This is a genomic window from Streptomyces beigongshangae (genome assembly GCF_019710745.1).
Classification (GTDB): Bacteria; Actinomycetota; Actinomycetes; order Streptomycetales; family Streptomycetaceae; genus Streptomyces; species Streptomyces beigongshangae.
In genome coordinates this window covers 1-25,636 of the sequence record NZ_JAHKJW010000022.1, presented here as the reverse complement: position 1 = coordinate 25,636, position 25,636 = coordinate 1, and the positions used below count along the sequence as shown (strand labels likewise).

26 protein-coding genes are annotated in these 25,636 nt (G+C 73.0%); 8 read left to right on the top strand and 18 right to left on the bottom strand.

From position 1 onward, the window contains the following. Nucleotides 1-13 precede the first annotated feature (13 nt). The gene (locus tag KM933_RS18765) at nt 14-1,219 is read left to right on the top strand and encodes a cysteine desulfurase-like protein (RefSeq protein WP_221353651.1); all 1,206 of its coding nucleotides are present in this window, start codon (nt 14-16) and stop codon (nt 1,217-1,219) included. 25 nt (nt 1,220-1,244) lie between these two features. Here KM933_RS18765 and KM933_RS18760 read toward each other — a convergent pair whose 3' ends face one another. Further along, nucleotides 1,245-1,634 carry a MerR family transcriptional regulator gene (locus KM933_RS18760; protein WP_221353649.1) on the bottom strand — a complete coding sequence of 130 codons (390 nt, stop codon included), beginning with the start codon at nt 1,632-1,634 and terminating at the stop codon, nt 1,245-1,247. Nucleotides 1,635-1,759: 125 nt separating this feature from the next. Between KM933_RS18760 and KM933_RS18755 the strand changes: the two genes are divergently transcribed. Further along, nucleotides 1,760-2,833: an alkene reductase gene (locus KM933_RS18755; protein ID WP_221353647.1), complete on the top strand. Its 1,074-nt coding sequence runs from the start codon at nt 1,760-1,762 to the stop codon at nt 2,831-2,833. Nucleotides 2,834-2,911: 78 nt separating this feature from the next. Further along, the gene (locus tag KM933_RS18750; RefSeq protein WP_221353645.1) at nt 2,912-3,502 is read left to right on the top strand and encodes a DUF6328 family protein; all 591 of its coding nucleotides are present in this window, start codon (nt 2,912-2,914) and stop codon (nt 3,500-3,502) included. Nucleotides 3,503-3,515: 13 nt separating this feature from the next. Here KM933_RS18750 and KM933_RS18745 read toward each other — a convergent pair whose 3' ends face one another. Then, nucleotides 3,516-4,028, bottom strand: coding sequence for an SRPBCC family protein (locus KM933_RS18745; RefSeq protein WP_221353643.1), 513 nt, complete (start codon nt 4,026-4,028; stop codon nt 3,516-3,518). A 56-nt stretch (nt 4,029-4,084) separates the two neighbouring features. Further along, nucleotides 4,085-4,591 carry a GNAT family N-acetyltransferase gene (locus KM933_RS18740; protein ID WP_221353640.1) on the bottom strand — a complete coding sequence of 169 codons (507 nt, stop codon included), beginning with the start codon at nt 4,589-4,591 and terminating at the stop codon, nt 4,085-4,087. A gap of 28 nt (nt 4,592-4,619) precedes the next feature. Here KM933_RS18740 and KM933_RS18735 point away from each other — a divergent pair, with 28 nt between their 5' ends. Then, on the top strand, nt 4,620-4,769 hold the full coding sequence (locus tag KM933_RS18735; RefSeq protein ID WP_221353638.1) for a hypothetical protein: 150 nt from the start codon (nt 4,620-4,622) through the stop codon (nt 4,767-4,769). A gap of 54 nt (nt 4,770-4,823) precedes the next feature. On the opposite strand, the gene KM933_RS18730 is transcribed toward KM933_RS18735, so the two are convergent. The 6 genes from KM933_RS18730 to KM933_RS18705 all read right to left on the bottom strand — a co-directional run bounded on the left by KM933_RS18730 (nt 4,824) and on the right by KM933_RS18705 (nt 9,938). Beyond that, nucleotides 4,824-6,017, bottom strand: a complete 1,194-nt coding sequence (locus KM933_RS18730; RefSeq protein WP_221353637.1) for an acyl-CoA dehydrogenase family protein — start codon at nt 6,015-6,017, stop codon at nt 4,824-4,826. Nucleotides 6,018-6,183: 166 nt separating this feature from the next. Beyond that, nucleotides 6,184-6,861, bottom strand: coding sequence for a DUF3618 domain-containing protein (locus tag KM933_RS18725; protein ID WP_221353635.1), 678 nt, complete (start codon nt 6,859-6,861; stop codon nt 6,184-6,186). Beyond that, nucleotides 6,837-7,253 (bottom strand): phage holin family protein, encoded by a 417-nt coding sequence (locus KM933_RS18720; protein WP_221353633.1) that lies wholly within the window; start codon nt 7,251-7,253, stop codon nt 6,837-6,839. Before KM933_RS18720 ends, KM933_RS18725 begins: the two co-directional genes overlap by 25 nt. A gap of 1 nt (nt 7,254) precedes the next feature. Next, a complete protein-coding gene (locus KM933_RS18715) occupies nt 7,255-7,995 on the bottom strand; it encodes a hypothetical protein (RefSeq protein WP_221353632.1) in 741 nt (246 codons plus the stop codon). A 243-nt stretch (nt 7,996-8,238) separates the two neighbouring features. Beyond that, complete coding sequence (locus KM933_RS18710; RefSeq protein ID WP_221353630.1) at nt 8,239-8,601, bottom strand: STAS domain-containing protein; 363 nt, start codon at nt 8,599-8,601, stop codon at nt 8,239-8,241. Continuing rightward, nucleotides 8,598-9,938: a PP2C family protein-serine/threonine phosphatase gene (locus tag KM933_RS18705; protein ID WP_221353629.1), complete on the bottom strand. Its 1,341-nt coding sequence runs from the start codon at nt 9,936-9,938 to the stop codon at nt 8,598-8,600. The genes KM933_RS18710 and KM933_RS18705 overlap by 4 nt, the downstream gene beginning before the upstream one ends. A 337-nt stretch (nt 9,939-10,275) precedes the next feature. Between KM933_RS18705 and pepN the strand changes: the two genes are divergently transcribed. Continuing rightward, a complete protein-coding gene (gene pepN / locus KM933_RS18700; RefSeq protein WP_221353626.1) occupies nt 10,276-12,717 on the top strand; it encodes an aminopeptidase N in 2,442 nt (813 codons plus the stop codon). 70 nt (nt 12,718-12,787) lie between these two features. Here pepN and KM933_RS18695 read toward each other — a convergent pair whose 3' ends face one another. Continuing rightward, nucleotides 12,788-14,896, bottom strand: a complete 2,109-nt coding sequence (locus tag KM933_RS18695; protein ID WP_221353624.1) for an MMPL family transporter — start codon at nt 14,894-14,896, stop codon at nt 12,788-12,790. A gap of 86 nt (nt 14,897-14,982) precedes the next feature. On the opposite strand from KM933_RS18695, the gene KM933_RS18690 reads away from it, so the two are divergent. Continuing rightward, nucleotides 14,983-15,462, top strand: a complete 480-nt coding sequence (locus KM933_RS18690; RefSeq protein ID WP_221353622.1) for a MarR family winged helix-turn-helix transcriptional regulator — start codon at nt 14,983-14,985, stop codon at nt 15,460-15,462. Between the two features lie 11 nt (nt 15,463-15,473). On the opposite strand, the gene KM933_RS18685 is transcribed toward KM933_RS18690, so the two are convergent. The 4 genes from KM933_RS18685 to KM933_RS18670 form a co-directional block, all read right to left on the bottom strand. Further along, entirely contained in the window at nt 15,474-16,331 is an 858-nt protein-coding gene (locus tag KM933_RS18685; RefSeq protein ID WP_221353620.1) for an MBL fold metallo-hydrolase, read from the bottom strand. Nucleotides 16,332-16,458: 127 nt separating this feature from the next. Further along, nucleotides 16,459-18,153 carry a RecQ family ATP-dependent DNA helicase gene (locus tag KM933_RS18680; RefSeq protein ID WP_221353618.1) on the bottom strand — a complete coding sequence of 565 codons (1,695 nt, stop codon included), beginning with the start codon at nt 18,151-18,153 and terminating at the stop codon, nt 16,459-16,461. Between the two features lie 86 nt (nt 18,154-18,239). Further along, nucleotides 18,240-18,551 (bottom strand): hypothetical protein, encoded by a 312-nt coding sequence (locus KM933_RS18675; RefSeq protein WP_221353616.1) that lies wholly within the window; start codon nt 18,549-18,551, stop codon nt 18,240-18,242. Nucleotides 18,552-18,986: 435 nt separating this feature from the next. Then, the gene (locus tag KM933_RS18670; protein WP_221353614.1) at nt 18,987-19,613 is read right to left on the bottom strand and encodes a hypothetical protein; all 627 of its coding nucleotides are present in this window, start codon (nt 19,611-19,613) and stop codon (nt 18,987-18,989) included. A gap of 245 nt (nt 19,614-19,858) precedes the next feature. Between KM933_RS18670 and KM933_RS18665 the strand changes: the two genes are divergently transcribed. Together KM933_RS18665 and KM933_RS18660 are read left to right on the top strand one after the other, a co-directional pair. Further along, entirely contained in the window at nt 19,859-21,082 is a 1,224-nt protein-coding gene (locus KM933_RS18665) for an FAD-dependent monooxygenase (RefSeq protein ID WP_221353816.1), read from the top strand. A 311-nt stretch (nt 21,083-21,393) separates the two neighbouring features. Further along, nucleotides 21,394-22,620: a cytochrome P450 gene (locus KM933_RS18660; RefSeq protein WP_221353612.1), complete on the top strand. Its 1,227-nt coding sequence runs from the start codon at nt 21,394-21,396 to the stop codon at nt 22,618-22,620. 120 nt (nt 22,621-22,740) lie between these two features. Here the strand turns inward: KM933_RS18660 and KM933_RS18655 are convergent, their stop codons facing one another. Genes KM933_RS18655 through KM933_RS18640 form a run of 4 tightly spaced genes read right to left on the bottom strand, consistent with a single transcriptional unit; the run spans nt 22,741 to nt 25,373 of the window. After that, complete coding sequence (locus KM933_RS18655) at nt 22,741-24,006, bottom strand: cytochrome P450 (RefSeq protein ID WP_221353610.1); 1,266 nt, start codon at nt 24,004-24,006, stop codon at nt 22,741-22,743. Then, complete coding sequence (locus KM933_RS18650; protein WP_221353608.1) at nt 24,003-24,620, bottom strand: GTP-binding protein; 618 nt, start codon at nt 24,618-24,620, stop codon at nt 24,003-24,005. Before KM933_RS18650 ends, KM933_RS18655 begins: the two co-directional genes overlap by 4 nt. After that, nucleotides 24,601-24,957: a DUF742 domain-containing protein gene (locus KM933_RS18645; protein ID WP_221353606.1), complete on the bottom strand. Its 357-nt coding sequence runs from the start codon at nt 24,955-24,957 to the stop codon at nt 24,601-24,603. The genes KM933_RS18650 and KM933_RS18645 overlap by 20 nt, the downstream gene beginning before the upstream one ends. Continuing rightward, the gene (locus KM933_RS18640) at nt 24,954-25,373 is read right to left on the bottom strand and encodes a roadblock/LC7 domain-containing protein (RefSeq protein ID WP_221353605.1); all 420 of its coding nucleotides are present in this window, start codon (nt 25,371-25,373) and stop codon (nt 24,954-24,956) included. Before KM933_RS18640 ends, KM933_RS18645 begins: the two co-directional genes overlap by 4 nt. Nucleotides 25,374-25,636 lie beyond the last annotated feature (263 nt).

Here is a 25,636-nt window from a genome sequence, read left to right as displayed (position 1 = left end):
CACAGGAGTTCTCTTGACGTACGACATCGACGCCCTCCGTGCCCGGTTCCCGGCGCTGTCCACAGGAGTCGCGCACTTCGACGGTCCCGGCGGCACCCAGACCCCGCAGCCCGTCATCCAGGCCATCGCCGACGCCCTGGCACGGCCCCTGTCCATCCGGGGGCCGCTGACGCCGGGGGAGAGGAACGCCGAGGCCATCGTCACCGGGGCGCGCCGGGCCATGGCCGACCTCCTGGCGGCGGACCCGGCGGGGATCGTCTTCGGCCGCAGCGCCACCCAGCTCACCTACGATTTCTCCCGCACCCTCTCCCGGGACTGGGCACCGGGTGACGAGGTGGTCGTCACCCGGCTCGACCACGACGCCAACATCCGCCCCTGGGTCCAGGCCGCCGCCCGGGCCGGTGCCACCGTGCGCTGGGCCGACTTCGACCCCGCCACCGGAGAACTGACCGCCGACGACATCCGCGCCGTGCTGTCCCCGCGCACCCGGCTCGTGGCCGTGACCGCCGCCTCCAACCTGATCGGCACGATCCCCCCGGTCGCCGAGATCTCCCGCCTGGCGCACGAGGCCGGCGCGCTCGTCCATGTCGACGGCGTCCACTACGCCGCCCACGGGCCGGTCGACCTGGAGCACCTCGGCGCGGACTTCTTCGTCTGCTCCCCGTACAAGTTCTTCGGCCCGCACCACGGGGTGCTCGCCGCCCGGCCGGAACTGCTGGAGACACTGCGGCCGGACAAACTCCTCCCTTCCACCGACGTGGTCCCGGAACGCTTCGAACTGGGCACCCTGCCCTACGAGTTCCTCGCCGGCACGGAAGCGGCGGTCGACTTCCTCGCCGGTCTCGACACGGACGCGGCGGGGACGCGCCGGGAGCGCCTGGCCTCGTCGTTCACCGCACTCGAAGCACATGAGAGGACCCTGCGCGAACCGATCGACGCGGGCCTGTCCGCCCTCCAGGGGGTCCAGGTCCACTCCAGGGCGGCCCACCGCACCCCCACCCTGCTGGTCACGTTCGAGGACCGCCCGGCGGCGGACGCGTACCGCTTCCTCGCGGAGCGCGGTGTCCACGCACCGGCGGGGTCCTTCTACGCGATCGAGGCATCCCGCCGGATCGGTCTCGGCGACACCGGCGGCCTGCGCATCGGCCTCGCCCCCTACAACGACATCGAGGACGTCGAACGGCTCCTGGCGGGCCTGGGCGAGTTCCTGACCCTCTGAGGTCCGGGGGAGGGCCGTCCTTCCGTCAGGCGGCCGCGCAGGTGGCCGCGGTCGTCCCCAGTTGCTCGCGGTAGGCCCGGGCCGTGGCCACCAGTCCGTCGAGGGCTTCGCGCGTCCGGACGAGTTCCGCGATGTGCGCGTCGAGCCGGTCGCGCTCCTTGGCCATGCGTTCGAGGGCGGCGTCGGAGTTCTCCTCGCTGGGCGAGTCGACGCAGGGGAGCAGTCCGAGCACGGTCCGGCTCGACAGGCCCGCCGCGTAGAGCCGCTGGACGAACCTGACGCGCTCGATCTTGTCCTCGGTGTAGTGCCGCTGTCCGCTGGCACTGCGGGTGCTGTGCAGCAGACCCTGCTCCTCGTAGTAGCGCAGTGATCTGACGCTGACTCCGGCCCGTTCGGCGAGCTCTCCGATACGCATGCCGTTCTCCCCGCTGTCGTTCGTGCTGTTATCCGCGTCACAGGACTTGCCTCTGACATCAGTGTCAGGTTTTAGCGTAACCGCCGTACCCGGAACCCGGGTGACGGATCGCGAAGGAGTCCGAAGTGACCAGCCTGTTCCAGTCCTACCAGCTCGGCGGCCTCACCCTGCCCAACCGGGTCGTGATGGCCCCCATGACCCGCGTACGGGCCGCCGCCGGCGGTCTGGCGACGCCGTCGATGGCGACCTACTACGCCCAGCGCGCGACCGCCGGGCTGATCGTGTCGGAGGGCGTGCAGCCGAGCCTGGCCGGGCAGTCCAACCCGGGCACCCCGGGCCTGCACACCGAGGAACAGCAGGCATCCTGGCGGCCGGTGACGGACGCCGTGCACACCAACGGCGGGCGGATCTTCGCCCAGCTCATGCACGGAGGACGCGTCTCGCACCCCGACACCACGGGCATGCGGCCGGTCGGCCCGTCGGCCGTCGCCGCGGCCGGTGAGGTGTTCACGCCGACCGGGCCCCGGCCCGCCCCGGTGCCGCGCGCCCTGGAGACGGCGGAGGTGCCCGAGCACGCCCGCTCGTACGCCGAGGCCGCGCGCCGGGCAGTGGACGCCGGCTTCGACGGGGTGGAACTCCACGGCGCCAACGGATATCTGATCTCGCAGTTCCTCTCGTCCAACGCCAACCTGCGCACGGACCGCTACGGAGGTTCCGTGGCCCACCGGATCAGGTTCGCCGTCGAGGCGGTGTCCGCGACCGTCGACGCGGTCGGCGCGGCGCGCACCGGCATCCGGCTCTCCCCGGGCGGCACCTTCTGGGGGGTGCGGGAGACGGAGGTCACGGAGCTCTACACCGCCCTGCTGGGCGAGTTGGCGCGGCTGGAGGTGGCGTACGTGCACCTTGAGGCGACCGCCGACGAGGAGGTGCTGGTGGCGCTCCGCCGCGCCTGGCCGGGCACCCTCGTCATGAACCCGGCCCTCCCGATGGGACCCAAGCAGACCGGCAGGTCGGACGCCGACCACTGGCTCGGCCTGGGCGCCGACCTGATCGGCTTCGGCCGCGCCTTCATCGCCAACCCCGACCTGGTGGAACGTCTGCGCACGGGCGTCCCCCTCGCCCCCGTCGACGAGACGACCTACTACCAGGGCGGCGACGAGGGCTACCTGACCTACTCGGCTTACCGGTACGGCGCCTGACACAGTGGCAGGCGTGCCGCGGGTCGCGCGGGGTATCCGGCTCTTCGTTGTTTACCACGCATCTTCCTGGAGGACATCATGGCAGTGACGGACCCATCCGCCCCCGCGGTGGCCTCCCGAAGCGGAAAGACACCGGCGGAGGACTCCGGCCCGCAGGGCGGTTCCGGTGCCGCCCGTCCCCGCGACGAGGACTTCCAGGACGGGTCGGAGACCCCCCAGGAGCGGGTCAACCGGCGCTGGAACGAGATCCTCCAGGAGACCCGGGTCGCGCAGACCGGCGTGCAGATCCTCTTCGGCTTCCTGCTCAGCGTGGCGTTCACCGCCGGCTTCGAGGAACTGGGCACCGTCGACCGGGCGATCTACGTCACCACCGTCGTCCTCGGCGGGGCGGCCACGGGCTCCCTCATCGCCCCGGTCTCCATCCACCGCTTCCTCTCCGGACAGCAGATGAAGGGGGAGCTGGTGGAGATCGCCCACCGGCTGATGATGTTCGGCATGGTCCTGCTCGCCCTGACCATCGGGTCGACCCTGCTGCTGATACTGCGCGTCGTCCTGCCGGGCATCGTCGCGGAGCTCCTGGCGGCCGGGGTGATGCTGCACTTCGCCGTGTGCTGGTACGCGCTGCCGCTCTGGCTGCGGCACCGCTCGGCGCGCGCCGAGGCCGCCTGAGCGCGGGCCGGGGTCAGGGCCGGGCGGGTGTCTCCAGTTCCCGCTTGAGGTTGCGCAGGGTCCTGTCGATGTTGCCGGCCTGGAAGACGGCGAACGTCCTGCCGCCCGTGACCACGCGGTCGAAGGCGTTCGCCACGGGCGCGGGCCAGGAGCGCCGGTCGTCCGTCCAGGTCTCCGTCACCCGTGTGCCGGTGCCCTCGGCCTCGAACCGGTACTCCCAGGTGGCGATCGGGCCCTTCAGGCGCGGCCGCCTGAATCCGATGGCGTGGACGCGGAAGGCGAAGCGCCGGCCGGGATCCGCCGCGGTGACCGTGCAGCGGGTGGTCCAGCGGAAGCGGCCGCGCCTGTTGTGTCCCTCGAAGACCAGGCCCACGCGGGCCGGCCCGTCGTCCCCGCCGGGGAGGGTCGCGCCGAGGTTCTCCGGGCTCCAGCGGCCCATCCGGGCGGGCCGGGCGACCTGCTCGTACACCGACGACGGTGACGCCTCGACCAGGATGCTGCGGGTGACGGTGAACGTACGGGGCATGGCCGCTCCCTCCCCGGTCACCGGACCCGCCGACGACCTACTGGAAAGTAACAAGCCTACTCCGTGCCGATCGGGACCCGCACGCCGGCGGGGATGCGGAACTCCAGCTCGGGCCGGTCCCACACCACCGCGGGCGGGGTGGCGGGCGCGGTCCCGGTCGGCACCGCGCCCACGCTGCGGTAGAACCCCTCGGCGGGCGGGTGCGACACCACCCGGACCCGGTCGAGCCCGGCGGCACGCGCCTGGGATCGCATGTGGGCGACGAGCAGCCGTCCGATCCCCCGTCCCTGCGCCCGGTCGGCGACGAACATCAGGTCGAGCTCCGGCGGGGTGAGGACGAGCGAGTAGAAGCCGATGACGGGTCCGTCGTGCCCTTCGGTGGCCGCGAAGACCCGGTGGGCCTCGATGTAGTCGGGGCCCACCCGGTACCCCCCGACCATGGCCGCGTACTGCCCCTCGTAGGCGCGCGAGCCGCGCACGAGCCGCGTGAGCCGCTTGGCGTCCCGCGCGACGGCCCGCCGGACCGGGACCGCTCCGCTCCCGCCCGTAATGCTCCTGTTCATTACGCGAGTATCACGCACGCCGTTCCCGGTGGCCCCGCCGGCCCCGGTGGCGTACGTGTCGCAGCCGGCCACGGGCCGGGTCGCCGCCGTCGGCCCGGAGCGGTTCGCCGTCGTGGGCGGCTTCGCCACCGGGCCGGAACCGCACGCGTCGGTGCTGCCGCCCGGCGGCGGCCCGTAGGACGCGGAGGTCCTCCCGGGCCCGGCGCATGCGGACGCGCTCAGACGGACGCGCTCAGACGGACGCGCTCTGCCCGGTGACCGCCTTGCCGACGATGAGCGTGTTCATCTCCCGCGTTCCCTCGAAGGAGTAGATGGCCTCCGCGTCCGCGAAGAAGCGGGCCACGTCGTAGTCCAGCACGATCCCGTTGCCGCCGAAGATCTCCCGGGCCCAGCCGACCACCTCGCGCATGCGTGCCGTGACGTACGCCTTGGCCAGCGACGAGTGCTCGTCCTTGAACACCCCCGAGTCCTGCAGCCGGGCGAGCTGCAGCAGCATGCCCCAGCAGGCGGTGATGTTGCCGAGGCTCCTGACCAGGAGGTCCTGGACGAGCTGGAAGCCCGCGAGCGGCCGGCCGAACTGCTCGCGCTCGGTGGCGTACCCGAGCGCGAGTTCGTACGCGCCGATCATCACGCCCAGCGCCTGCCAGGCGACCCCGCTGCGGGTGGCGCGCAGGATCTCCGCGACATCGCGGAACGACGCGATGTTCTGCAGCCGGTCGGCCTCCGGCACCCTGACACCGGTCAGTGTGATGTCCGCGTTCTCGACGATGCGCAGGGAGATCTTGTTCTCGATCTTCTCGGCGACGAAACCCGGTGTGCCCTTGTCGACGACGAAGCCCTTGACCTGGTCGTCCGCAAGGTCCCGGGCCCAGACCACCACGAGGTCGGCGAAGGTGGCGTTGCCGATCCAGCGCTTGGCGCCGTCGAGGACCCAGGTGTCGCCGCGGCGCTCGGCGGTGGTGCGCATACCGGCCGCCACGTCGGACCCGTCGAGCGGCTCCGTCAGGGCGAAGGCCCCGATCCTCGCCATGGAGGCCATGTCCGGCAGCCAGCGGTCCCGCTGCTCCTGGCTGCCGCCGGCCTGGACGGAGTACATGGCCAGTCCGTTGTGCACACCGAAGAACGTGGCGACCGAGGCGTCCACCCGGCTCATCTCCATCGCCATCATCCCCGTCAGCAGGTGGCTCACGGCGGGGCGGTGCTCGCCGTACCCCTCGTACGACAGCCCGACCAGGCCGCTCTCGCGGAACCGCTCGATCAGCTCCCTGGGAAAGGTGCCCCCGGCCCAGTTCTCGTTCACCAGCGGCTTCACCGCGTCGTGCATGAACGAACGCGTCCTGAGCAGGATCTTGCGTTCGTCGTCCGGCAGCGCGGCCTCGAAGTCGTAGAAGTCGGCCACGAGCCCGTCATCCATGGAAGATCTCATAGCCGCCTTCTTCCACGATCTGCTTGCAGGATGCACGGAAACGTCGATGGCGGGCCGGTGGGCCGACAACCCGAAGCGGGCTCCGGACATGTCCGGAGCCCGCTTCGGGTTCTTCTGAACGCGTGACCGCTCAGATCGTTCGAGCGGTTCGGGCCGTTCGGGCCGCTCAGCCCTGTCCGGCCTGCCGCCGGGTCTCGTCGGCCACCTGCCTGCCCGAGTCGCGGGCCTGCTCGGTGACGTGACCCGCCTGGGTCCGCGCCTCGTCCTGGGTGGTCCGGGCCGCGTCCGCCGCGGTGCCCTTCACTTCCTGGACCGCGCTCTGCGCCGCCTCCATGGCACCTTCCTTGAGGTGCTGCGTGGATTCGAGCGCCGCCTGCTTCACCGGCTCCAGGGCCTCACCACCGCGCTCCATGAGGTCGGCGGCCTTCCGCTGCTCGGTCTGGGAGGCGGGCAGCAGCGAGGACGCCAGCACACCGACGCCGAACGCGATCAGACCCGCGGCCAGAGGATTTCCCTGCGTCTTCTGCATGGTCCGGTCCGGCACCTCCCTGATCGCCTGCCCTGCCTGGCCGACCGCCTCCTGCGCGGTGCCGGCCGCCTGTCCGGTGCCGTCCTGCAGCGAACCCGCCACGGACTGCGCGGTCTGCCTGGTCCCATGGACGCCCTGCTGGGCGGATCCCATGATCCGCTCCCGGACGCCGGTGACGGCACCACGCATCCGGTCGGTGCGGCGGCGCACGATGCGTCGGGGGCTGGCCTGGTCGGCGAGCTCGTCGACGTCCGCGGACAACCGCTCCCGAGTGGCGTCGATCTCGGCCCTCATTTGGTCGGGTGACGTGCCCATTCCGCGTTCTCCTTCATGCTTTCGACGGTGTGCTCGGGCTTCGGCGACACGGTGCGCATCTGCGTGCGGCCCCGCTGGTACAGCACGGCCGCGACGACGGCCCATACGACGGTGACGATCAGGGCCGACCAGCCCGCGTCCATGACGTTCGCGAGTCCCAGCACGGCGGCCAGGGACAGGAACAGCAGCGTCATGTAGCCGGCGAATCCCGCGCCGCCGTACATGCCCGCGGCCTTGCCCGCCTTGGTCGCCTCCTCGCGGATCTCGGTCTTGGCCAGTTCCACTTCCTGGCGGAAGAGGGTCTGCACGTCGGAGGTCACGGCGGACAGCAGTTCGCCGACGGACCTGTCCTGGCCCTGCGACCCCACGGGTCCGGGGGACACCGAGGACATCTCACACCTCCGGGTACGGGCGGCCGGGCACCGTGCCCGGAGGCGTGCCGACGGCCGGCGGGGCGGCCGGCGGCGCGGGCGGCACAGGGGGTATCACCGGAGCGGGATCCTGGCCGGTCACCGGCACGGGTTCCTGCGGGGCGGTCACCGGCGGCGCCGGCGGGAGCGTCCCGGGCGTCGGCTCGGGAAGTCCCGGCTGCCGTTCCACGGCCACGTCGGACCCGTGCTGTCCGCTGCCGGACGTCTGGCTCGCCTTGCTCGCCACCTTGGCCAGCCGGCCCACGGCCAGCCCGGCCAGGAGCGCGCCGCCGAGGAAGGCCCCGGGACGCCTGCGGGCGAAACTCTGCAGGTCGGAGACCACGCCTTCGGCTCCCTGCTTCTGCAGGTAGTCGGCCGCGCGGTGTCCGCTGTCGGCGGCATGGGCCGCCAGGCCGCGGGCGGGGGAGTCGTTCTGGGCGTTCTCCGCCAGCCCCGCCAGGTCGTCCGCCCACTGGTGCAGGACGTCGGCGGCCCGCGCGGTCTGTCCCTCGACCTCGTTCAGGGCGCGCTCCCGCAGGTCGCGTACGACCGTTCCCGCCTGCTGCCGTGCCTCGCCCGCCACGGCCCTGGCCTGGTCCGCGGCGGTGCCGGCCACCTCGCCCGCCGCCTGCTTGGCCTTCTCGGCCGTCGCCGAGGCCTCTGCCTTGGCCGTCTCACCGGTTTGCTGCACCTTTCCGGTGCCGCCCTGCACGGACTCGCTCATCAGCCCCTCCTCCACTCGCGCTCGTCGGTCCCTTCGCCCACGTGGCACGGAAGCCGCCCGCCGATGTCTCCGGCGTCCCGCACCGTGCCCCGTGAGGACGGGGGTCTCCGCACGAGTGGCTGCTCAGCGGACTTTCACACGTGTACGGGGCGGATGAATTCGGTCATCCGCAGCCGGAGGAGGAGATCCGGGCACGGAGGGGCCGCGGGAAGACCGCCGGTCCCCCGGCGCGGCCGGGCCGGTTCAGCTCGCGGTGGACCGCCACGCCGCTTCGGCGGCCCGGGCCGTCGGGTGGGCCGGGAAGACCTGGTCCAGGCCGACGACGCGGAAGATCCGGCTGACGTGCTCGGGGACCGCCGCCAGGGCGATGCCGGCGCCGGCCGCCAGGGCGTGGTTGCGGGCGGCGATCAGCACGGTGATGCCGCTGGAGTCGCAGAACTCGACGCCTCCGAGGTCCAGGACGAGCTGCTGCCCGGGGAGCAGCTCCAGCCCGGGCAGCGCGGCGCGGACCCCGGGGGCGGTCTGATGGTCCAGCTCCCCGGCGAGTTCGACGACCGCGCCGGCGGGAGCGGTGCGGATACGGAGGGTCAGGGGCGGCTGGGTCACTGCTGCTCTCCACTCGGAGGTCGGGGCACATGGATGGCGAGGACGGCGGTGTCGTCGTCCACGCCGCTGCCGAGGGTGTCGAGCAGGTCGCGGATCGCGCCGACGGTGTCCGACGCGGTGGTCGGCGCGAGAGCACGGGCGAAGTCCAGGAGGGCGTCGTCACCGTAGCGGGCGTCGCCACCGCCGGTGACACCGCCGTGACCGTCGCTTCCGGTGCCGGCGGTGGAGTTGACGTGGGCCTCGGTGAGCCCGTCGGTGTGCAGCAGCAGGGTGTCGCCGGGGGCCAGCCGGACGGTGGTGGCGGCTATGTGGGCGTCCGGCAGCACGCCGATGAGCTGCCCGCCGGGGGTGGGGAGGAGGTCGGTGGTGCCGTCGGCGCGCATCAGCAGGGCGGGTGGATGCCCGCCGCTGGCCAGGGTGATGTGGAAGCCGCCCCGGTCGTGGTCGGGGGTGAGCAGGCCGAAGACGACGGTGCAGAACCTGGGGTCGTCGCCGTTGTACTCGTGGTTCAGGACCGTGTTGAGGTTGCGCAGGACGGCGACGGGACCGGGGTCGTACACGGCGGCGGCCCGCAGGGTGTAGCGGGTCAGGGAGGTGACGGCCGCGGCGGCGGCGCCCTTGCCGCACACGTCGCCGAGGAACAGTCCCCAGGCGCCGTCGGCCAGCGGGAACAGGTCGTAGAAGTCGCCGCCGACCTCGTCGACGGAGGCGATGTGGTAGTACGCGGAGACGTCCAGGCCGGGCACGTTGGCCAGGGCCGGCGGCAGCAGTGTCCGCTGCAGGGTGGTGGCCAGGCGCTGCAGGCGCTCGCGCTCCCGGTCCGCCTCCTTGCGGGCGCGCAGCAACTCGGTCTCGTAGGCGCGGCGGTCCCGGGCGTCGAAGACGGTGGTGCGGATCAGCAGCGGCTGTCCGTCGCCGCCGGTCCGCACCTCCGAGGTGACCAGGACCGGCAGCCGGGTGCCGTCGGCGGCCCTGAGCTCCAGCGCGATACCGCGCACCTCGCCCTGCATCCTCAGCAGGGGGACGTAGTGGGTCTCGTGGTACAGCCGGCCGCCGGCGGTCAGCAGGTCGGAGAAGGAGATGCGGCCCAGGACGTCGTCGCGCTCGTAGCCGAGCCAGTTCAGCAGGGTGGTGTTGATCTTCGCTATCCGGCCGTCGAGCAGGCTGGAGAGGTAACCGCAGGGCGCGTGCTCGTACAGGTCCTCGGCACTGTCCTCCAGCAGCGCGGAGAACTGGGCCTGCTCGTCGGCCGGCCCGCCGTCCCCGGGGTGCTCCCCGCCGTCCCCGGGGTGCTCGGAGGGTCCGCCCTCCTCGTCCCCGCTCGTCCGGCCCGTCATGCGGGTGCTTCCGCGAACGGGGCGATCGCGGCCGCGGCCCCCTCCGGCGCCGGTACCGCCACGCGCCCCCCGTGCTGGTCGCACCCGGACCCGTGCACCGGCGGCACGGGCGGCCCGCCGGGCCGCCCGGTGACCGTCACCTGGTCCCTGTGTCGTACGTCCATACGAAACATCCTCGCAGACGGCGGACTGTCCCCGCAGACCGGACGACGGTGCGGTGAGCTGCCCGGCGAGGACGGGGACGGCACCCCGAAGCCCCCGGAAAACCCCTGCGCCGGGCGTCACCGTCCGTCATACGCTGACGCCCGTTGTCCGACGAGGGAGGACGTGAGGACGTATGGGGATCCGGAGCCTGACCCGCACCGAGGCCGAGCGCCGGGGCGCGCTGCTGACCGTCGAGCGGTACGACGTGGACATCGACCTGACCGCCCTGCCCGACGGACCGGAGGTGCGGTGCGTCTCCACCGTGACCTTCACCTGTCACGAGCCGGGCGCGGAGAGCTTCGTCGACTGCGCGGCACGGGTGCTGGGCGCGACGCTGAACGGCGACCCGCTCCCGCCCGGCCGGGACGGCCGGATACCCCTGCCCGCGCTCGCCGCGCACAACGTGCTGCGCGTGGAGAGCGTCCAGGCGGACACCGACACGGGCGAGGGCGTGCACCGGGCGACCGATCCCGCGGACGGCGAGGTCTATGTCTGGATGAGCTTCGAACCGGACGAGGCCCGGTTCGTCTGGGCGTGCTTCGACCAGCCCGATCTCAAGGCCCCGCACGCCTTCACGGTCACGGCCCCGCCCGGCTGGACCGTCACCGGCAACTCCGGCGGCCCGGTCGTCGAGGAACTGGACTCGGCCCGCCGGTGGACCTTCCCGGACACCCCGCCCCTGTCCGTGTACAACACCGTCGTCAACGCGGGCCCCTTCCACGAGATCCGCCGCGAGGCCGACGGCCACGACCTGGGCCTCTACAGCCGCCGCTCCCTCGCCGCGGTCCTCGAACGCGACGCCGACGAACTGTTCACCCTCACCCGCCAGGGCCTCGCGTTCTTCGGGGAAACCTTCGCGATGCCGTTCCCGCAGCGCACGTACGACCAGGTGTTCGTGCCGGAGTTCGGCGGGGCGATGGAGAACTACGGCTGTGTGACCTGGTCGGACACCTTCCTGCGGCGGGCCGTGCCGACGCCCGCCGAGCGCGAGCTGCTCGCGAAGGTGCTGCTGCACGAGATGGCGCACATGTGGTTCGGCAACATCGTCACCATGCGCTGGTGGGACGACCTCTGGCTGAACGAGGCGTTCGCGGAGTTCGCCTGCCACTGGGCGGCCGAGCGCGCCACCCGCTACACCGACGCCTGGGCGGGGCACCTGGCGAGCGACAAACTGGAGGCGTACCTGTCCGACCAGGGTCCCGCCTCGCACCCCATCCACCAGCCCATCCACGATGTCGCGCAGGCCGCGTCGATCTTCGACAACATCACCTACCCCAAGGGCGCGTCCGTCCTCCAGCAGCTCATGACGTACGTCGGGGAAGAGCGTTTCCGGGCCGGCATGACCGCCTACTTCGCCCGCCACGCGTGGGGCAGCGCCACGCTCCAGGACCTGATCGACACCCTCTCCGAGGCCGCCGGGCGGGACCTGGACGCCTGGCGCGAGGCATGGCTCGCGACGGCGGGCACCGACCGGTTCTCCCTGGAACGGGACGGAGACACCGTCACGCTGGTGGCCGCGGGGCCTCCGCGTCCGCAGGTGCTGGCGGTGGGCGCGTACGGCAGGAAGGGCGAGGCGCTGGAGCGCACGGCGCTGGTACGCGTCGAGGTGACGGGGACCCGCACACCGGTCACCGGCCTGCCGTCCGCGGCGGACACCGACGTCCTGCTGATCAACGACGAGGACCTGACCTTCGCCACGGCCCGGCCCGACCCCGCGGCCAGGGACGCGTTCCTGCGCTCGGCGGCACGGCTGCCCACGCCCATCTCCCGGGGTGTGGCCACGGCGACCGCGTGGGACATGCTGGTCACCGGCGAGGCCACGGCCGCGGAGGCCGGCCGGTGCGTCACCGCCGTCCTGACGGCCGAGACGTCCGACGCGGTGATCGAACCCTGGCTGACGCTCGCCGCGGACATCGCCGACCTGTGGGCGCCGGACGGCGACCGCGCCGCCCTCACCGCCGCGGTCGCGGCGGCCTGCCGGCAGCTGGCCGCGGACCCGGGCCGCCGCCAGGTCGCCCTGCGCGGCCTGGCCCGCACGGCCACGGACCCGGACGACCTGGCCTGGCTGCGCGCGCAGGCGGCCGGCGACGTGGACCTGCTCTGGCGCACCCTGGTCCGCGAGGCCGAACTGGGCGGGGACGTCTCGTCGGAGGCCGGCCGCCTGCTGCGCCGCGACCCGGACCCCGACGCCTGGGTGCGGGCCCTCGCCGTACGGGCCGCGCTGCCGGACCCCGCCGCGAAGGCGGAGACGTACCGGAAGCTGGCGGTGGACCGGGCGGTCCCCGTCAGTTCGGTCCGCCAGGTGGCGACGGCGTTCTGGCGGCCCGCCCAGGAGACCCTCCTGGCGCCGTACGCCGAGCGCTACCTGGAGCTGGTACCCGGGCTGCACCGGGGCGGAATGATCCCGGCGATGGCCTTCGCGGGCCACCTCTTCCCGCCGTACGCCGTCGACGCCGCGTACCTCGACGAGGCCCGGCGGGCGGTCCGCGGGGCACCCCCGGTGGTCCGCAACACGGTCCTGGAACGCTCGGACGAGGTACGCCGGATGCTCCGCTCCCGCGCCGGGACCCCCTGACCCGCCGGCCTCCCGGAGACCGCCCCGCCACGGCGTCCTCGACGCACCGCCGTGCTTCGGCGACCCCGCCCTAGCGGCCGGTGCCCGCGCCGGGGAGGGCACCGTCCTCGTGGCCGCCGGGGCGGCCGGGCCACCAGACGGCCGGGCCGATGTCCCGCACCAGGGCCGGGACCAGGAGCGAGCGCACGACGACGGTGTCGAGCAGGACGCCGAAGGCGACGATGAAGGCGATCTGCGCGAGGAACGCGAGGGGGATGACGATCAGGGCCGCGAAGGTGGCGGCCAGCACCACTCCCGCGGAGGTGATCACACCGCCGGTGGCGACCAGGCCGCGCAGCACGCCCTGCCGGGTGCCCAGGCGCGCCGTCTCCTCGCGTACGCGTGACATGAGGAAGATGTTGTAGTCGACACCGAGGGCCACGAGGAACACGAACCCGTACAGCGGCACCGAGGCGTCGGTCCCGGAGAAGCCGAAGCCGTGCTGGAACACCAGGCCCGCGACACCGAGCGTCGCCAGGTAGTTCAGCGCCACGGTGGCGACCAGGAGCACGGGCAGCAGGAGGCTGCGCAGCAGGGCGACCAGGATGAGCAGGATGATCGCGAGGACGACGGGGATGATCAGCGTCCGGTCGTGCGCCGCGGTGCGCTGGGTGTCGTACTGCTGGGCGGAGTAGCCGCCGACCAGCGCGTCCGCGTCGGTGGCGTGCAGCCGGTCGCGCAGCCGCTGCACCGTGTCCTTGGCCGCGTCGCTGTCCGGCGCGGCGGCGAGGACGGCGTCGACGCGCACCCGGCCGTCCACCACCAGCGGCTCTCCGTCCGGCCGGCCCGAGGCGGTCGCGGCCCGCGCCCCGGCGACGCCCCGCGTCGCGGCGGCGGTGCGGGTGACCTCCGTACGCCGGTCCGCGTCGGCGATGACGACGACCGGCTGGCCCGAGCCGCCCGGGAAGTGCCTGCCGAGGGTCTCCTGTGCCGCGACGGACGGCGCGTCGTCGACGAAGAGCTCGTCCAGCGGCACCCCCTTCGACTGCAGGGCGGGGAAGAACGCCGCTCCCGCCACGAGCAGGACGGCCGTGGCGATCCAGAGCTGCCGGGGGCGCGTGTCCACCCGGTGGGCGACGCGCCGCCAGATGCCGTGCCCGCCCGTCTCCGCGTCGGCGGAACGGGGCTTGGCGGGCCAGAAGGCCGCCCTGCCCGTCAGGGCGAGCACGGCGGGCAGGAACGTCAGTGTCGTCAGGACCGCGCACACGATGCCGATCGCCCCGACGGGTCCCAGGGCCCGGTTGTTGGTCAGGTCGCTGAGCAGCAGCGCGAGAAGTCCCAGGGCGACGGTCGCGGCGCTGGCGGTGATCGCGCCGAAGGACTCGCGCAGCGCCGTCCGGGCGGCCAGGACACGGTCGCCGCTGTGGGCGAGTTCCTCGCGGAAGCGCGCGGTCAGCAGCAGCGCGTAGTCGGTGGCGGCGCCGATCACGAGGATGGACAGGATGCCCTGCACCTGGCCGTCCACGCGCACGATGTCGTGGTCGGCCAGTACGTAGACGACGGCGCAGGCGACACCGAGGGCGAACACGGCGCTGATGATGATCGTGAAGGGCAGCAGGACACTGCGGTAGACCAGCAGCAGGATGAGCAGGACGGCCGCCAGCGCCACCCCGAGCAGGATGCCGTCGATGCCCGCGAACGCCTCGCCGAGGTCGCCCTGGGTGGCGGCGGGGCCCGCGATCCGGGCGCGGGTGCCGGGTACCGTGCCGGCGGACCTCTCCAGCTCGTCGAGCACCTCGCCGAGCCGGTCGCCCAGCTCCGGGCTCAGGGGGACCACGCCCTGCAGCGCCTTCGCGTCCTCCGACCGCAGGGCGGGGGAGGGCCTGCCCTCCACCCCCTCGACGGCGGCGAGCGAGTCCAGGACCCGGGTGGCGGACTCCTGCTGGGCGGCGGAGACCTCGCCGCCGCCGTCGGCGGTCCAGACGACGATCGCCGGCAGGGTCTCCTGCCGGTCGAAGGCCTTCTGCTGCTCGATGACCTTGGTGGACTCGGCGTTCCGCGGCAGGAAGGCCGCCTGGTCGTTGGTGGAGACCTCCCCGAGCTTGCCTGCGTAGGAGCCGAACGCGCCGCCGAGGCCGAGCCACACGACGACGAGAACCAGGGGGACCAGCCAGCGGGCCGGTCGGCGCACGGTGTTCATGGAGTACCTAACGGACGTAGGGGGACACCGCAAAGGTATCTCAAAGAGAAAGTATCTCAACCATCGAGAGATATTATTCTTGTCCCATGCAGCCCAACCGTTCGGAGAGCCGTGAAGGCCCCGCAAGCGACCTTCAGGCATACGCCGTCCTGCTGCGTACGCTGAACAGCGAGTTCAACCGGATCGCCCACTCGTTCGCCCAGGCGCACGAACTGCACACCACCGACGTCAACGCGCTGGCCGCGATCCTGGACGCGTCGGCGACCGACGGCGAACCCATGACACCCTCGCGCCTGCGGGAACGCCTGAACCTCACCTCCGGGGCCGTCACCGCCTGCCTGGACAGGCTGGAGCGCGCCGGCCACATCAGCCGCACGCGCGAGAGCGCCGACCGCAGGGTGGTGCACCTCTCCTACAACGAGGGCGCCCGCGCCCTGGCCCGCCAGTACTTCAGCCCGCTGGCGCGCAGCACGGAGGCCGCCCGGCAGCAGTTCACCCCGGAGCAGCGCGAGACGATCGCGGACTTCCTGCGTGCCCTGAACCGCGAACTGGCCGGCGAACACTGAGGGGACCGGGGTCACAGGACCGTCGGTGCCGTGCCCGGCACGGCGCTGATCCGCGCGCGCCGGCCGTGACCGCAGTGCACGAGACGATCGCCCAGCCCGAGGGCCTCGGCCTCGGCGAGGAAGGCCGACACGGGCGAGCGCATCACGGTGTAGTCGCCGTAGTGGACGGGCAGGATCAGGCGCGGGTCGAGGCGCCGGGACAGTTCCGCGCCCTGCGCGCCGTCCATGGTCACCACGAAGCCGCCGGGAAGGCGCGTCCCGCCCAGGTGCAGGACGGCCAGGTCCGCACGCGGGAAGCGCCGGGTGATCTCGTCGAGGCCGTCGTACAGAAGAGTGTCGCCCGAGACGTACAGCCGCAGCCGGACCGGTCCGCCCGCCGGACCGAACTCCAGCATGCTGCCCATCACCGGCGGCAGCATCCCGCGCAGCAGGCGGTGACCGGCGTGCCGGCCCGGCAGGGCCGTGACCCGGACCCCGGCGCCGCCGTGCCGGAGCGTGGATCCGCGCCAGGTGCGCAGTCCCTCCGCGCGCCGGAAACCGTGCACCGCTCGCAGCCGGCGGGCCGCGTGCGGTGTGGTCAGCACCGGCACCCCGCGGTCGAGGTGCCGGCGGGCCCGGCGGTCCCAGTGGTCGCCGTGCAGGTGGGACAGGACGATCGCGTCCGGACGGGGGAGGTCGCGGACGTCGACGGCCGGTTCCGTCAGCCGGCGGCTCAGCAGTCCGTATCCCAGGTAGGCGTACTGGCCGCGGTGGAGGAAGTTGGGATCGGTGAGCAGGGTCAGGCCGCCGTAGCGCAGCAGTACGGTCGCGTTCCCGATGAAGTGGAGTTCGACCTCGCCGTCGGTGGCGTCGTCCCTCGTCCGCGGCATGACCGTCCCGTCCGGCGGGGCCGGAGGGCGCCCCGCCTGCCACTGGCGTGCCCGATGTCCTCCGGCTGCCCTGAGTACCCCCGGCCCGCATGATCACTACAGTCGTGCGGGCCGGGGGCCCGCGGTGTCAGCCCACCGGATCCGTGACCGTCGTGAGCAGGCCGTTCCCGACCGCCGAGGCCAGGGACAGAGTGCGGTACCCCATGGAGTCGAACAGGACGGTGATCCGGTCGCCGTCCTCGCTCATCACCGTGCCATCGCCCCAGGAACTGTGGCGCACCGGGGTGCCCGGCGGGTAGGAGGCGGCCGCCGGATGGGCCGGCCGCTCCTCACCCGTGTCCCCCGCTCCTCCGACGACCGTCTCGCCGCCCCCGGGCGGCGAGCACACGTCGCAGGTGCCGCACGGGCCGTCGTACGGCTCACCGAAGTAGCCGAGCAGGAAACGGCGGCGGCACCCCGTGGTCTCGGCGTACCCCTGCATCATCTCCAGCCTGGACCGCTCCAGCCGCCGCCGGGACTCCGCCTCCCGCGCGGCCCGCTCGGTGGCCTCCTCCGCCGTGACACCCGGTTCGGGACGCACCCGGCCGTCGGGTTCGGTCCGTACGGCGCCCGCCTGTTCCAGGAGGTTGCTCGCCGCCGTGACGCGACGGCGCGTCAGGTCCGCCCGCTCGCTCACGTCGTCCAGGGCGACGGGGCCGCCGTGCTCGTGGATCAGCTCCGCGACCTCGCCGAGGGTCTCCTCGTCGGGCGCGCGGGCGGCGAAGAAGTTCTGCAGGCCGCTGTCCTCGGACCGGTAGTGCAGGACGGCGACCGCCGGGGCGCCGTCGCGGCCCGCCCGGCCGATCTCCTGGTAGTAGGCGTCGAGGGAGCCGGGCACGGAGGCGTGCAGCACGAACCGTACGTCCTCCTTGTCGATGCCCATGCCGAAGGCGGAGGTGGCGACCACCACGTCGGTCTCGCCCGCCAGGAAGGCGTCGTGCGTCCGGGAGCGCTCGTCGGCGGTCAGCCCGGCGTGGTACGCGGCGGCGTGCAGGCCCAGTTCGCTGAGCTCGGCCGCGTACTCCTCGGCGTTCCTGCGGGTCGCGGCGTAGACGATGCCCGGCTTGGCCTCCGCCGCCGCGCGCTCCACCACCGCCCGGCGCTTGTCCGCGTCGTCCAGGAAGCGCCGGACCTCCAGGGTGATGTTCGGCCGGTCGAAACCGGCCACGACCAGCGCGGGGTCCGCCATGGCCAGCCGCTGCACGATCTCCTCGCGCACGGGCGGAGCGGCCGTCGCCGTCAGGGCGAGGACCGTGGGCCCGCCGACCCTCCGCACCACCTGGGGCAGGCGCAGATAGTCGGGGCGGAAGTCGTGGCCCCAGCCCGTCACGCACTGCGCCTCGTCGACGACGAACAACGAGGGCGCCGCCTCGGCCAGGCGCTCGACCACCTCGTCCTTGGCCAGCTGCTCGGGGGAGAGGAACAGGAAGCCGGCGTCGCCCTGCCGCACCGCGGTCCAGGCGGCCTCCGTCTCCGCGGCCGACTGGGCGGAGTTGACCGCGACGGCCTCCGCCGCCCCGCGGCGCAGCAGACCCGCTATCTGGTCCCGCTGCAGGGCGATGAGCGGGGACACCACGACGGTGGGACCGGGCAGCAGGGAACCGGTCACCTGGTACACCGCCGACTTCCCCGCGCCGGTCGGCATGACCGCCAGGGTGTCGCGCCCCGCCATGACCGACTCCATCGCCTCCAGCTGCCCGGTACGCAGCTCCTGCCAGCCGAACACGTCGGCGGCGGCGCGCTTCAGCCGGTCCGCGGTGCCGAGTTCGCTTTCATCCGGCATGTACACATCTCTTTCTCGAGGGCTCTGCCCGTTCACGGGGCGCGCGGAACGTCCCGGCCCATTTGCCGGGGTCGGTCGTGGGTCGCTCACGGCCGGGGGTCGGTGCGGTGCCACCGGGGGCGCGCGTCACCGCCGCGGCGACCGGCGACGGAGGCGCAGCGCGGACACCGGCGCCGCACCCGGTCGGCCGCGCCGCCGGACTCCGGAAAGGTGTCCAGCCAGGTGACGTGCGGGAAGCGGGCCAGCTGGGAGCGGGAGAGGGACAGACCGCAGACGGTCTGGTTCATGCCCGGTTCCCAGGCGTGGACCTCGCCCGCGGGCAGCCGCCGACGGCCTTCGTCGTCGTCGGACGTCCACTGTCCGGAAGCGGCGACTGCGTACCGTCTGACGCGTGCCACGGCGTGCTCAGACCGCGGGCGGGACGACCGCGGCACGGTGCGGCCCGTGCCAGGCCCCGGTCCCGGTTCCGGCCCCGGACCGCGCCGACCCGGGGTGCGAACGTTCGTGCTCGGTCATCGCGGTGCCGTCCTTGGGTTCGAGGGCCGGGGGCCGGGGGCGTACAGGCCACCGAGTGCCCGGCCCGCTCGAACGTAAGCGCGTCGCCGGGTGCTCCACCCGGCCGTGTGCGGACCTCCCGCCGGACGCGGCGTACCCGGCGGGGCGTGGGGGACGGAGCGTCCGACCCGGGCCGGGGCCCGCACCGAAAGGGATGGCCCGGCCGGACGTCCTGCCGCCGCAGCGACTCCGGCCGGGCCTCCTGACCGTGCGTCGGGCCGGCGCGCTCCCCAGGGCGTGCCGGTACCCACGGCCAGGCTTCACTTCACACCGGGGCGCTAGCCGATGTCGAAGTCGAGGTTCGTCACGTACCAGAGGTCCTCGATCCTGCTGGACTCCACCTTGATGTCCAGCAGGCCCTCCTCCACCCCGGTGGAGTGGGACAGGACGATCTTGTCGAGCGGCTGGCCGTCGACGGTGATCCTGTCGGCGGGGATCTTCACCTCGTCGCCGGTGGCAGGGGTCTTCGCGACCTCCACCTTCGGGTCGTCCGTGGGCGGTTCGGGCGTGAACGACTCCCGGAACTGCCCGATGCTCTTCTCCATCTGCTTCCGCTCGGGCGCGCCGTCACCGCACGTCTCGGCACTGCCGACCCGGGCGGGCCCGGAGCCGGCGGCCGGCTCCGCCATCACGAGACAGGCATCCTCGGCCTCGCCCTTGACGACCGCGGTGACCCATGCGGCGACAGCGGCCTCGGCAGTGGAGCGGTCCACCTGCGAGGCCCCCGCCGGCGCCGGGGACTCCTCCGCCGGCCTCTCCGCCCCGGCCGCCGACGAGCCGCTCACGGACGGGTTCTTGTCCGCGGCGGGCTCCGCGTCGTCCGAACAGCCCGCGAGGGCCACGACGGCCGCCATCGCGATTCCCGCGACCGGGCCGATCCGTCCCGCCCTCTGCTCCACTGACACCACTCCGACAGCCTTCCTGTGAACGTTCATGCGCCTCGGCGGCACCACGAGTCGTCTCTCGTCGCAGTTCCGCCTCAACCATCAAGACGGAGCGGAGAACGCAAAGGTTCATCACTGAACCGGTCATTGCCGGAAGACCCGCCGCGGCGCCCGCCGCGCACGGGGAGAGCGGGCCGGGGGTGTTCCCGTACCGGCCGATGTGCACCATCCTCGTCATGCGGCTGTCGGGAACGGGGTGGCGGGGCGTGAGGGCGATCGTCATGGGGGCGGGGATCGGCGGCCTGGCGGCGGCACTGAGTCTGCGCCGGGCGGGCCACGAGGTGACGCTGGTCGAGCGGGCACCGCGGTTCACCGAGGTCGGCGCCGGTGTCCAGCTAGCGCCCAACGCCACGCGGGTGCTGCGCGGACTGGGCCTGCTGGACGAGGTCGCGGCCCGGGCCGTACGCCCCTCCCACATGTCCTTCCGCACCTGGTCCGACGGGTCCGAGGTCTGCCGCTACCTGCTGGGGCGTGCGGCGGAGGAGGAGTTCGGGGCGCCCTACCTGCTCCTCCACCGGGCCGACCTGCACGGGGTGCTGGCGGCCTCGGTACCGGCCGGCTCGGTCCGCCTGGACACCACCGTCGTGGGCATGGGCCAGGACGACAGGACCGCCTGGGTGACCACGGCGGGCGGGGAACGGCTGACCGCGGACCTGGTGGTGGTGGCCGACGGGATACGGTCCGCGGCCCGCCGGTGGCTCTTCGGCGCGGACGAGGCGCTCTTCTCGGGGACGGCCGCCTACCGGGCGCTGCTGCCCGCCGGCGAGGTGGCCGATCTGGAACTGCCGGAGCTCGCCGTCTGGATGGGACCCGGCCGGCACTTCGTCCATTACCGGGTGCGCCGCGGGGAACTGCTCAACACGGTGGCCGTGTTCACGGCCGGGGCGGCACCGGAGTCGTGGACCGCCCGGGCCGAACCGGGGGCGCAGCTGCGGGAGTTCGCGGGGTGGGACCCCCGGGTGCTCCGCGTCCTGGAACGCGCGGGACAGGTGTTCCGCCACGGCATCCACGCGCGTGCCCCGCTCGCGCGGTGGAACGTCGGACGCGTGACCCTGCTGGGCGACAGCGCCCATGCGATGGTGCCGTTCCTGGCACAGGGCGCGGCACAGGCTCTCATGGACGCGGCCGTGCTCGGCGACGTCCTCGGGGACGCGACGCCGGCCGAGGTTCCGGGAGCCCTCGACCGGTACGTGCGCCGGCGGCTGGCGACCGCCACGGACGTGCAGGCCGGCGCCGCGCGGGCGGGCGAGGACTTCCACCTCCCGGACGGCCCCGGGGCCCGGGCCCGCAACGCCCGCATGGCGGCGTACGCGGCCGAGCACGGGTTCATGCCGCAGGCCGCCGCGTGGGCGCCCGACACCGGCGACCGCGCCGCCGGTCCCGGCCCGCCTTCCGGCGGGTCGCACCCGCGGCCGCCCGCGCCCGACTAGCCGCGGGCGCGGACGGAGCCCCGCGGCGCGGTTTGTCGGTACGGAGGTTCTCCGAGGCCGACCGCGTCGCGAGGAGTCCGCGCCGCGAGGAGTCCGCGCCGCGAGGAGTCCGCGCCGCGGTCACCGCACAGGGGTGCCGGTGCACGGCCGGGAGCAGTCGATTTCCGGAAGCGACCGCGGCGGGGAGAAGGGGAAGGGCAGGTCCGGCTCGGTACGGCCAGGTGTTCAACTTCGGCCAGGACTAAGCTGTTTGCGCCATCGAAAGATCATTAACCTGGCTTCCGACGGCACGCATCTACCAGAGGAGTTCCGTGTCAACTGCCCAGCAGGCGCCCGACATCCTCTCGCCCGAATTCGCCGCGGATCCCTATCCCGCGTACGCGGCGATGCGCGAGAAAAACCCCCTGATCTGGCACGAGGCCACTCAGAGCTACATCATCTCCCGCTACGACGACGTCGAACGCGTCTTCAAGGACAAGAAGTCCGAATTCACCACCGAGAACTACGACTGGCAGCTGGAACCGGTCCACGGCAAGACGATCCTCCAGCTCAGCGGCCGCGAGCACGCGGTGCGGCGCGCACTCGTCGCCCCCGCCTTCCGCGGCAGCGACCTGCAGGACAAGTTCCTCCCGGTCATCGAGCGCAACTCGCGCGAACTCATCGACGGCTTCCGGCACTCCGGCTCCGCCGACATAGTCGGTGACTACGCGACCCGCTTCCCGGTCAACGTCATCGCGGACATGCTGGGCCTGGACAAGGCCGACCACGCCCGCTTCCACGGCTGGTACACGGCCGTCATCGCCTTTCTCGGCAACCTCTCCGGTGACCCCGGAGTGACCGCCGACGGCGAGCGCACCCGCAGGGAGTTCGCCGAGTACATGATCCCGGTCATCCGCGACCGGCGTGACAACCTGGGCGACGACCTGCTGTCCACGCTCTGCGCCGCCGAGGTCGACGGCGTCCGGATGACCGACGAGGACATCAAGGCGTTCTGCAGCCTGCTGCTCGCCGCCGGCGGGGAGACCACCGACAAGGCGATCGCCGGCATCCTCGCCAACCTGCTGCTGCACCCCGAGCAGCTGGCCGCGGTCCGCGAGGACCGGAGCCTGATCGCCGCGGCCTTCGCCGAGACCCTGCGGTACACCCCGCCGGTCCACATGATCATGCGGCAGGCGGCCACCGAGGTCGAGGTCTCCGGCGGCACCATCCCGCGGGGCGCCACCGTGACGTGCCTCATCGGGGCCGCCAACCGGGACGAGCGCCGCTACCGCGAGCCCGACCGCTTCGACATCTTCCGGGACGACCTCAGCACGGCCTCCGCGTTCTCGGCCGCCGCCGACCACCTGGCCTTCGCGCTGGGACGGCACTTCTGCGTCGGCGCGCTGCTCGCCAAGGCGGAGGTGGAGACCGGTCTGAACCAGCTGCTCGACGCCATGCCCGACCTGCGTCTCGCCGACGGCTACGACCCCGTCGAGCAGGGCGTCTTCACCCGCGGCCCGCAGTCGCTGCCGGTGCGCTTCACCCCGGTCACCGCCTGAGCGCGGCCCGGCGCCGACCTCCGTCCCGCGCGTACCGGGAAGCCCCTCCTCGGCACGCGCGGAACGAGGTCGGGGCTCCCCGGCCCCGCCGGAAAGCCCCGGCCCACCGGCCGCCGACCGTCAGTGCACCGCCGGGGTGAACTGCACCGGCAGGGACTCCAGTCCGCGCATCCAGATGGACGGGCGCCAGGTCAGCTCCGCCGGGTCGACGCCCAGCACCAGGTCGGGCAGGCGCTCCATGAGGGTCTCCACCGCCGTACGCGCCATCACGTCGGCCAGGAGCGGCGCCGGATAGGGGCAGCGGTGCTCGCCGTTGCTGAAGGACAGGTGGGCGGAGTTCTCGGCGCCGACGTGCGACTCGGGCCAGATCTGCGGGTCCGTGTTGGCCGCCGCGAGGCCGAGGACCAGGCAGTCGCCCTCCCGGATGAGCCGTCCGCCGAGCTGTGTGTCGCGCACCGCCCAGCGGCCGATGAAGTTCTGCGTCGGCGTGTCCAGCCAGAGCACCTCGTTCAGCGCGTCGCCGACGCTGACCCGGCCGCCGGAGACGTTGACCGCGAACCGCTCGTCGGTCAGCAGCAGCCGCAGCGTGTTGCAGATCCAGTTGGCGGTCGGCTGCTGCGCCGCGGCGATGACGGAGATCAGGTCCTGCACGATCTCCTCGTCGCCGAGACCCGCCGGGTCCTGCAGCATCCGGGAGGTGACGTCGGGGCCGGGACGGTCCCGCTTCTCCTTCACCAGCTGCATGATGCGCTCCCCGACGCGCGTGTACGCCGCCACCGGGTCGTCGCCCTCACCGGCGTCGAGCGAGATCCGCAGGTCGTCGACGAGCCGGTCGGTGTCCGCGCTGTCCTGCGGCATACCGCACATCCACAGCACCGAACGGGCCGGCAGGGCGTGCGCGTACGCACTCATCAGCTCGGCCTGACCGCTGCCGGCGAACGAGTCGATCAGCTGCTCGGCGATCGACTGGCACTCGCGGGCCAGCTCGAACTGGTCCACCCCCTCCAGCGCCTGGGTGATGACACCGGCCCGGCGCTGGTGCTCCTGGCCCTCGGTGAACAGCACGGAGGGCTGGTAGCCGACGAACGGCAGCAGCGGCCAGTCCGCCGGGATGTCCGGCCACCGGTTCCACCGCCGGGAGTCCCGTGCGAACAGCTCGTCGTGACCGGTCACGTAGCTGACCTCGGGGTAGCCGAGCACGAGCCAGGCCGGGATGCCGCCGTCCAGCAGCACCGGCGCCACCGCCCCGTGCTCCCGGCGCATGGCGCGGTACAGCTGCGAGGGTGTCTGCTGGTACTCCAGACCGCCCAGGTGCACGGCGTTCGCGTGCGCGGGGCAGCCCGGTGGGGGCGTGCCCGGGGACGGCGAACCGGTGGTGTCACTCACGATGTCCCCTCCTGGGACAGTGCCATGGCGTAGAGATGGTCCACGAGAGTGATCAGGACGTCCTTGCCCGACGACCTGACCCGGGCGTCGCAGTCGACCATGGGCACGTGGTCGCCCAGGGCGAGGGCCTGGCGTATCTCGTCCAGCGAGTGCGGGCGCTCGTCGTCGTCGAAGCGGTTGACGGCCACGACGAACGGCGTCCTGTGGTGTTCGAGCCGGTCGATCGCGTACCAGGAGTCCTCCATGCGACGGGTGTCGACGAGGACGATCGCGCCCAGGGTGCCGGAGAACAGCCGGTCCCACAGGAACCAGAAGCGTTCCTGTCCCGGTGCGCCGAACAGGTAGAGCACCATCCGCTGGTTGAGGCTGATGCGCCCGAAGTCGAACGCGACGGTCGTGGTGGTCTTGCGCTCCACGCCCACCGTCTCGTCGACGCCCTGTCCGGCCTGCGTCATCACCTCTTCGGTGTTCAGCGGCCGGATCTCGCTGACCGAGCGGACCAGGGTGGTCTTGCCGACGCCGAAGCCGCCCACGACGACGATCTTCAGGCCGGTCTCGGCGGCATCGCCCAGCGGCGTGCGCTGGACGGGGAGCTCAGAGGTTGCGGAGCCCATGGAGGACCTCCTGGAGCAGGGCGGTTTCGGGGAGGGACGCGACGGACTCCGCCGCGCGGGGGTGGCGGGCGCTCACCTTGCCCATGGCATGGAGGTCGCCCAGGAGGATCCGCACGACGGTGATGGGCAGTCCCAGCTCGGCCGAGATCTCCACGAGCGCCGTCGGGTGCCGGCACATCGTGAGGATCCGGGTGTGCTCGGACTGCATCCCGGCGGTGGGCTCGCACTCACTGACGATGAGCGTGACCAGGTCGAACGCGTCGTCGGCCGTACTGCGTCCCCCCGTGACCGTGTAGAGCCGGTCGGGGTCGCCGATGTCCACGGGTTTGCGGCTCACGCCGAGGCACCCCTGGCGACCGGGGTGCGGGGCTCGGCCCGCAGGTGTTCACCGATCTGCTCCACCAGCTCGGTCATCTGGTGCCCGACGACACCCGGGTCGGCGCTCTCCTCGGCGACGACCGCCAGATGCGCGCCCTGGCCGGCCTCCACGATGAAGAGGAGACCTCCGTGGAACTCGGTCATGGAGTGCCGGACACCGCCGGTTCCGTCACCGAACTCCACGGACGCGCCCTGCGCCAGGGCCTGGATGCCGGAGCAGATCGCCGCCAGCTGGTCGGCCTGGTCGAGGGTCAGGTGCTCCGTCCAGCACAGCTTCAGGCCGTCCCGTGACAGGACGAGTGCGTGGCGGGTGCCCGGCGTGCGCTCCAAGAGGTTCATCAAGAGCCAGGTGAGGCTGTTGTCAGTGGTCTCCATGACGGGCGGGACGGGTCACGACCAGTGGTGGTCACCCGGCCCGTTCCTCCAATCCAACGGGGTGCGGCGAATCAGTGCGGGTGGGCTTGCAGCGCCCTGGGCTGTACGGGGCCGGTCTCTAGTCGTCCGCCCGGTGGCCGGCCCCCGGCCCGGCGTCGCCGCCGGGCGCGGTGGGGGGGTCGGCGGGGCCCGCGGCGTGGCGGCCCCGGTGGAAGGCGCCGAACCGGCTGCCGGCGTCACGCGCCGGACCCGTCCCGCCGGGC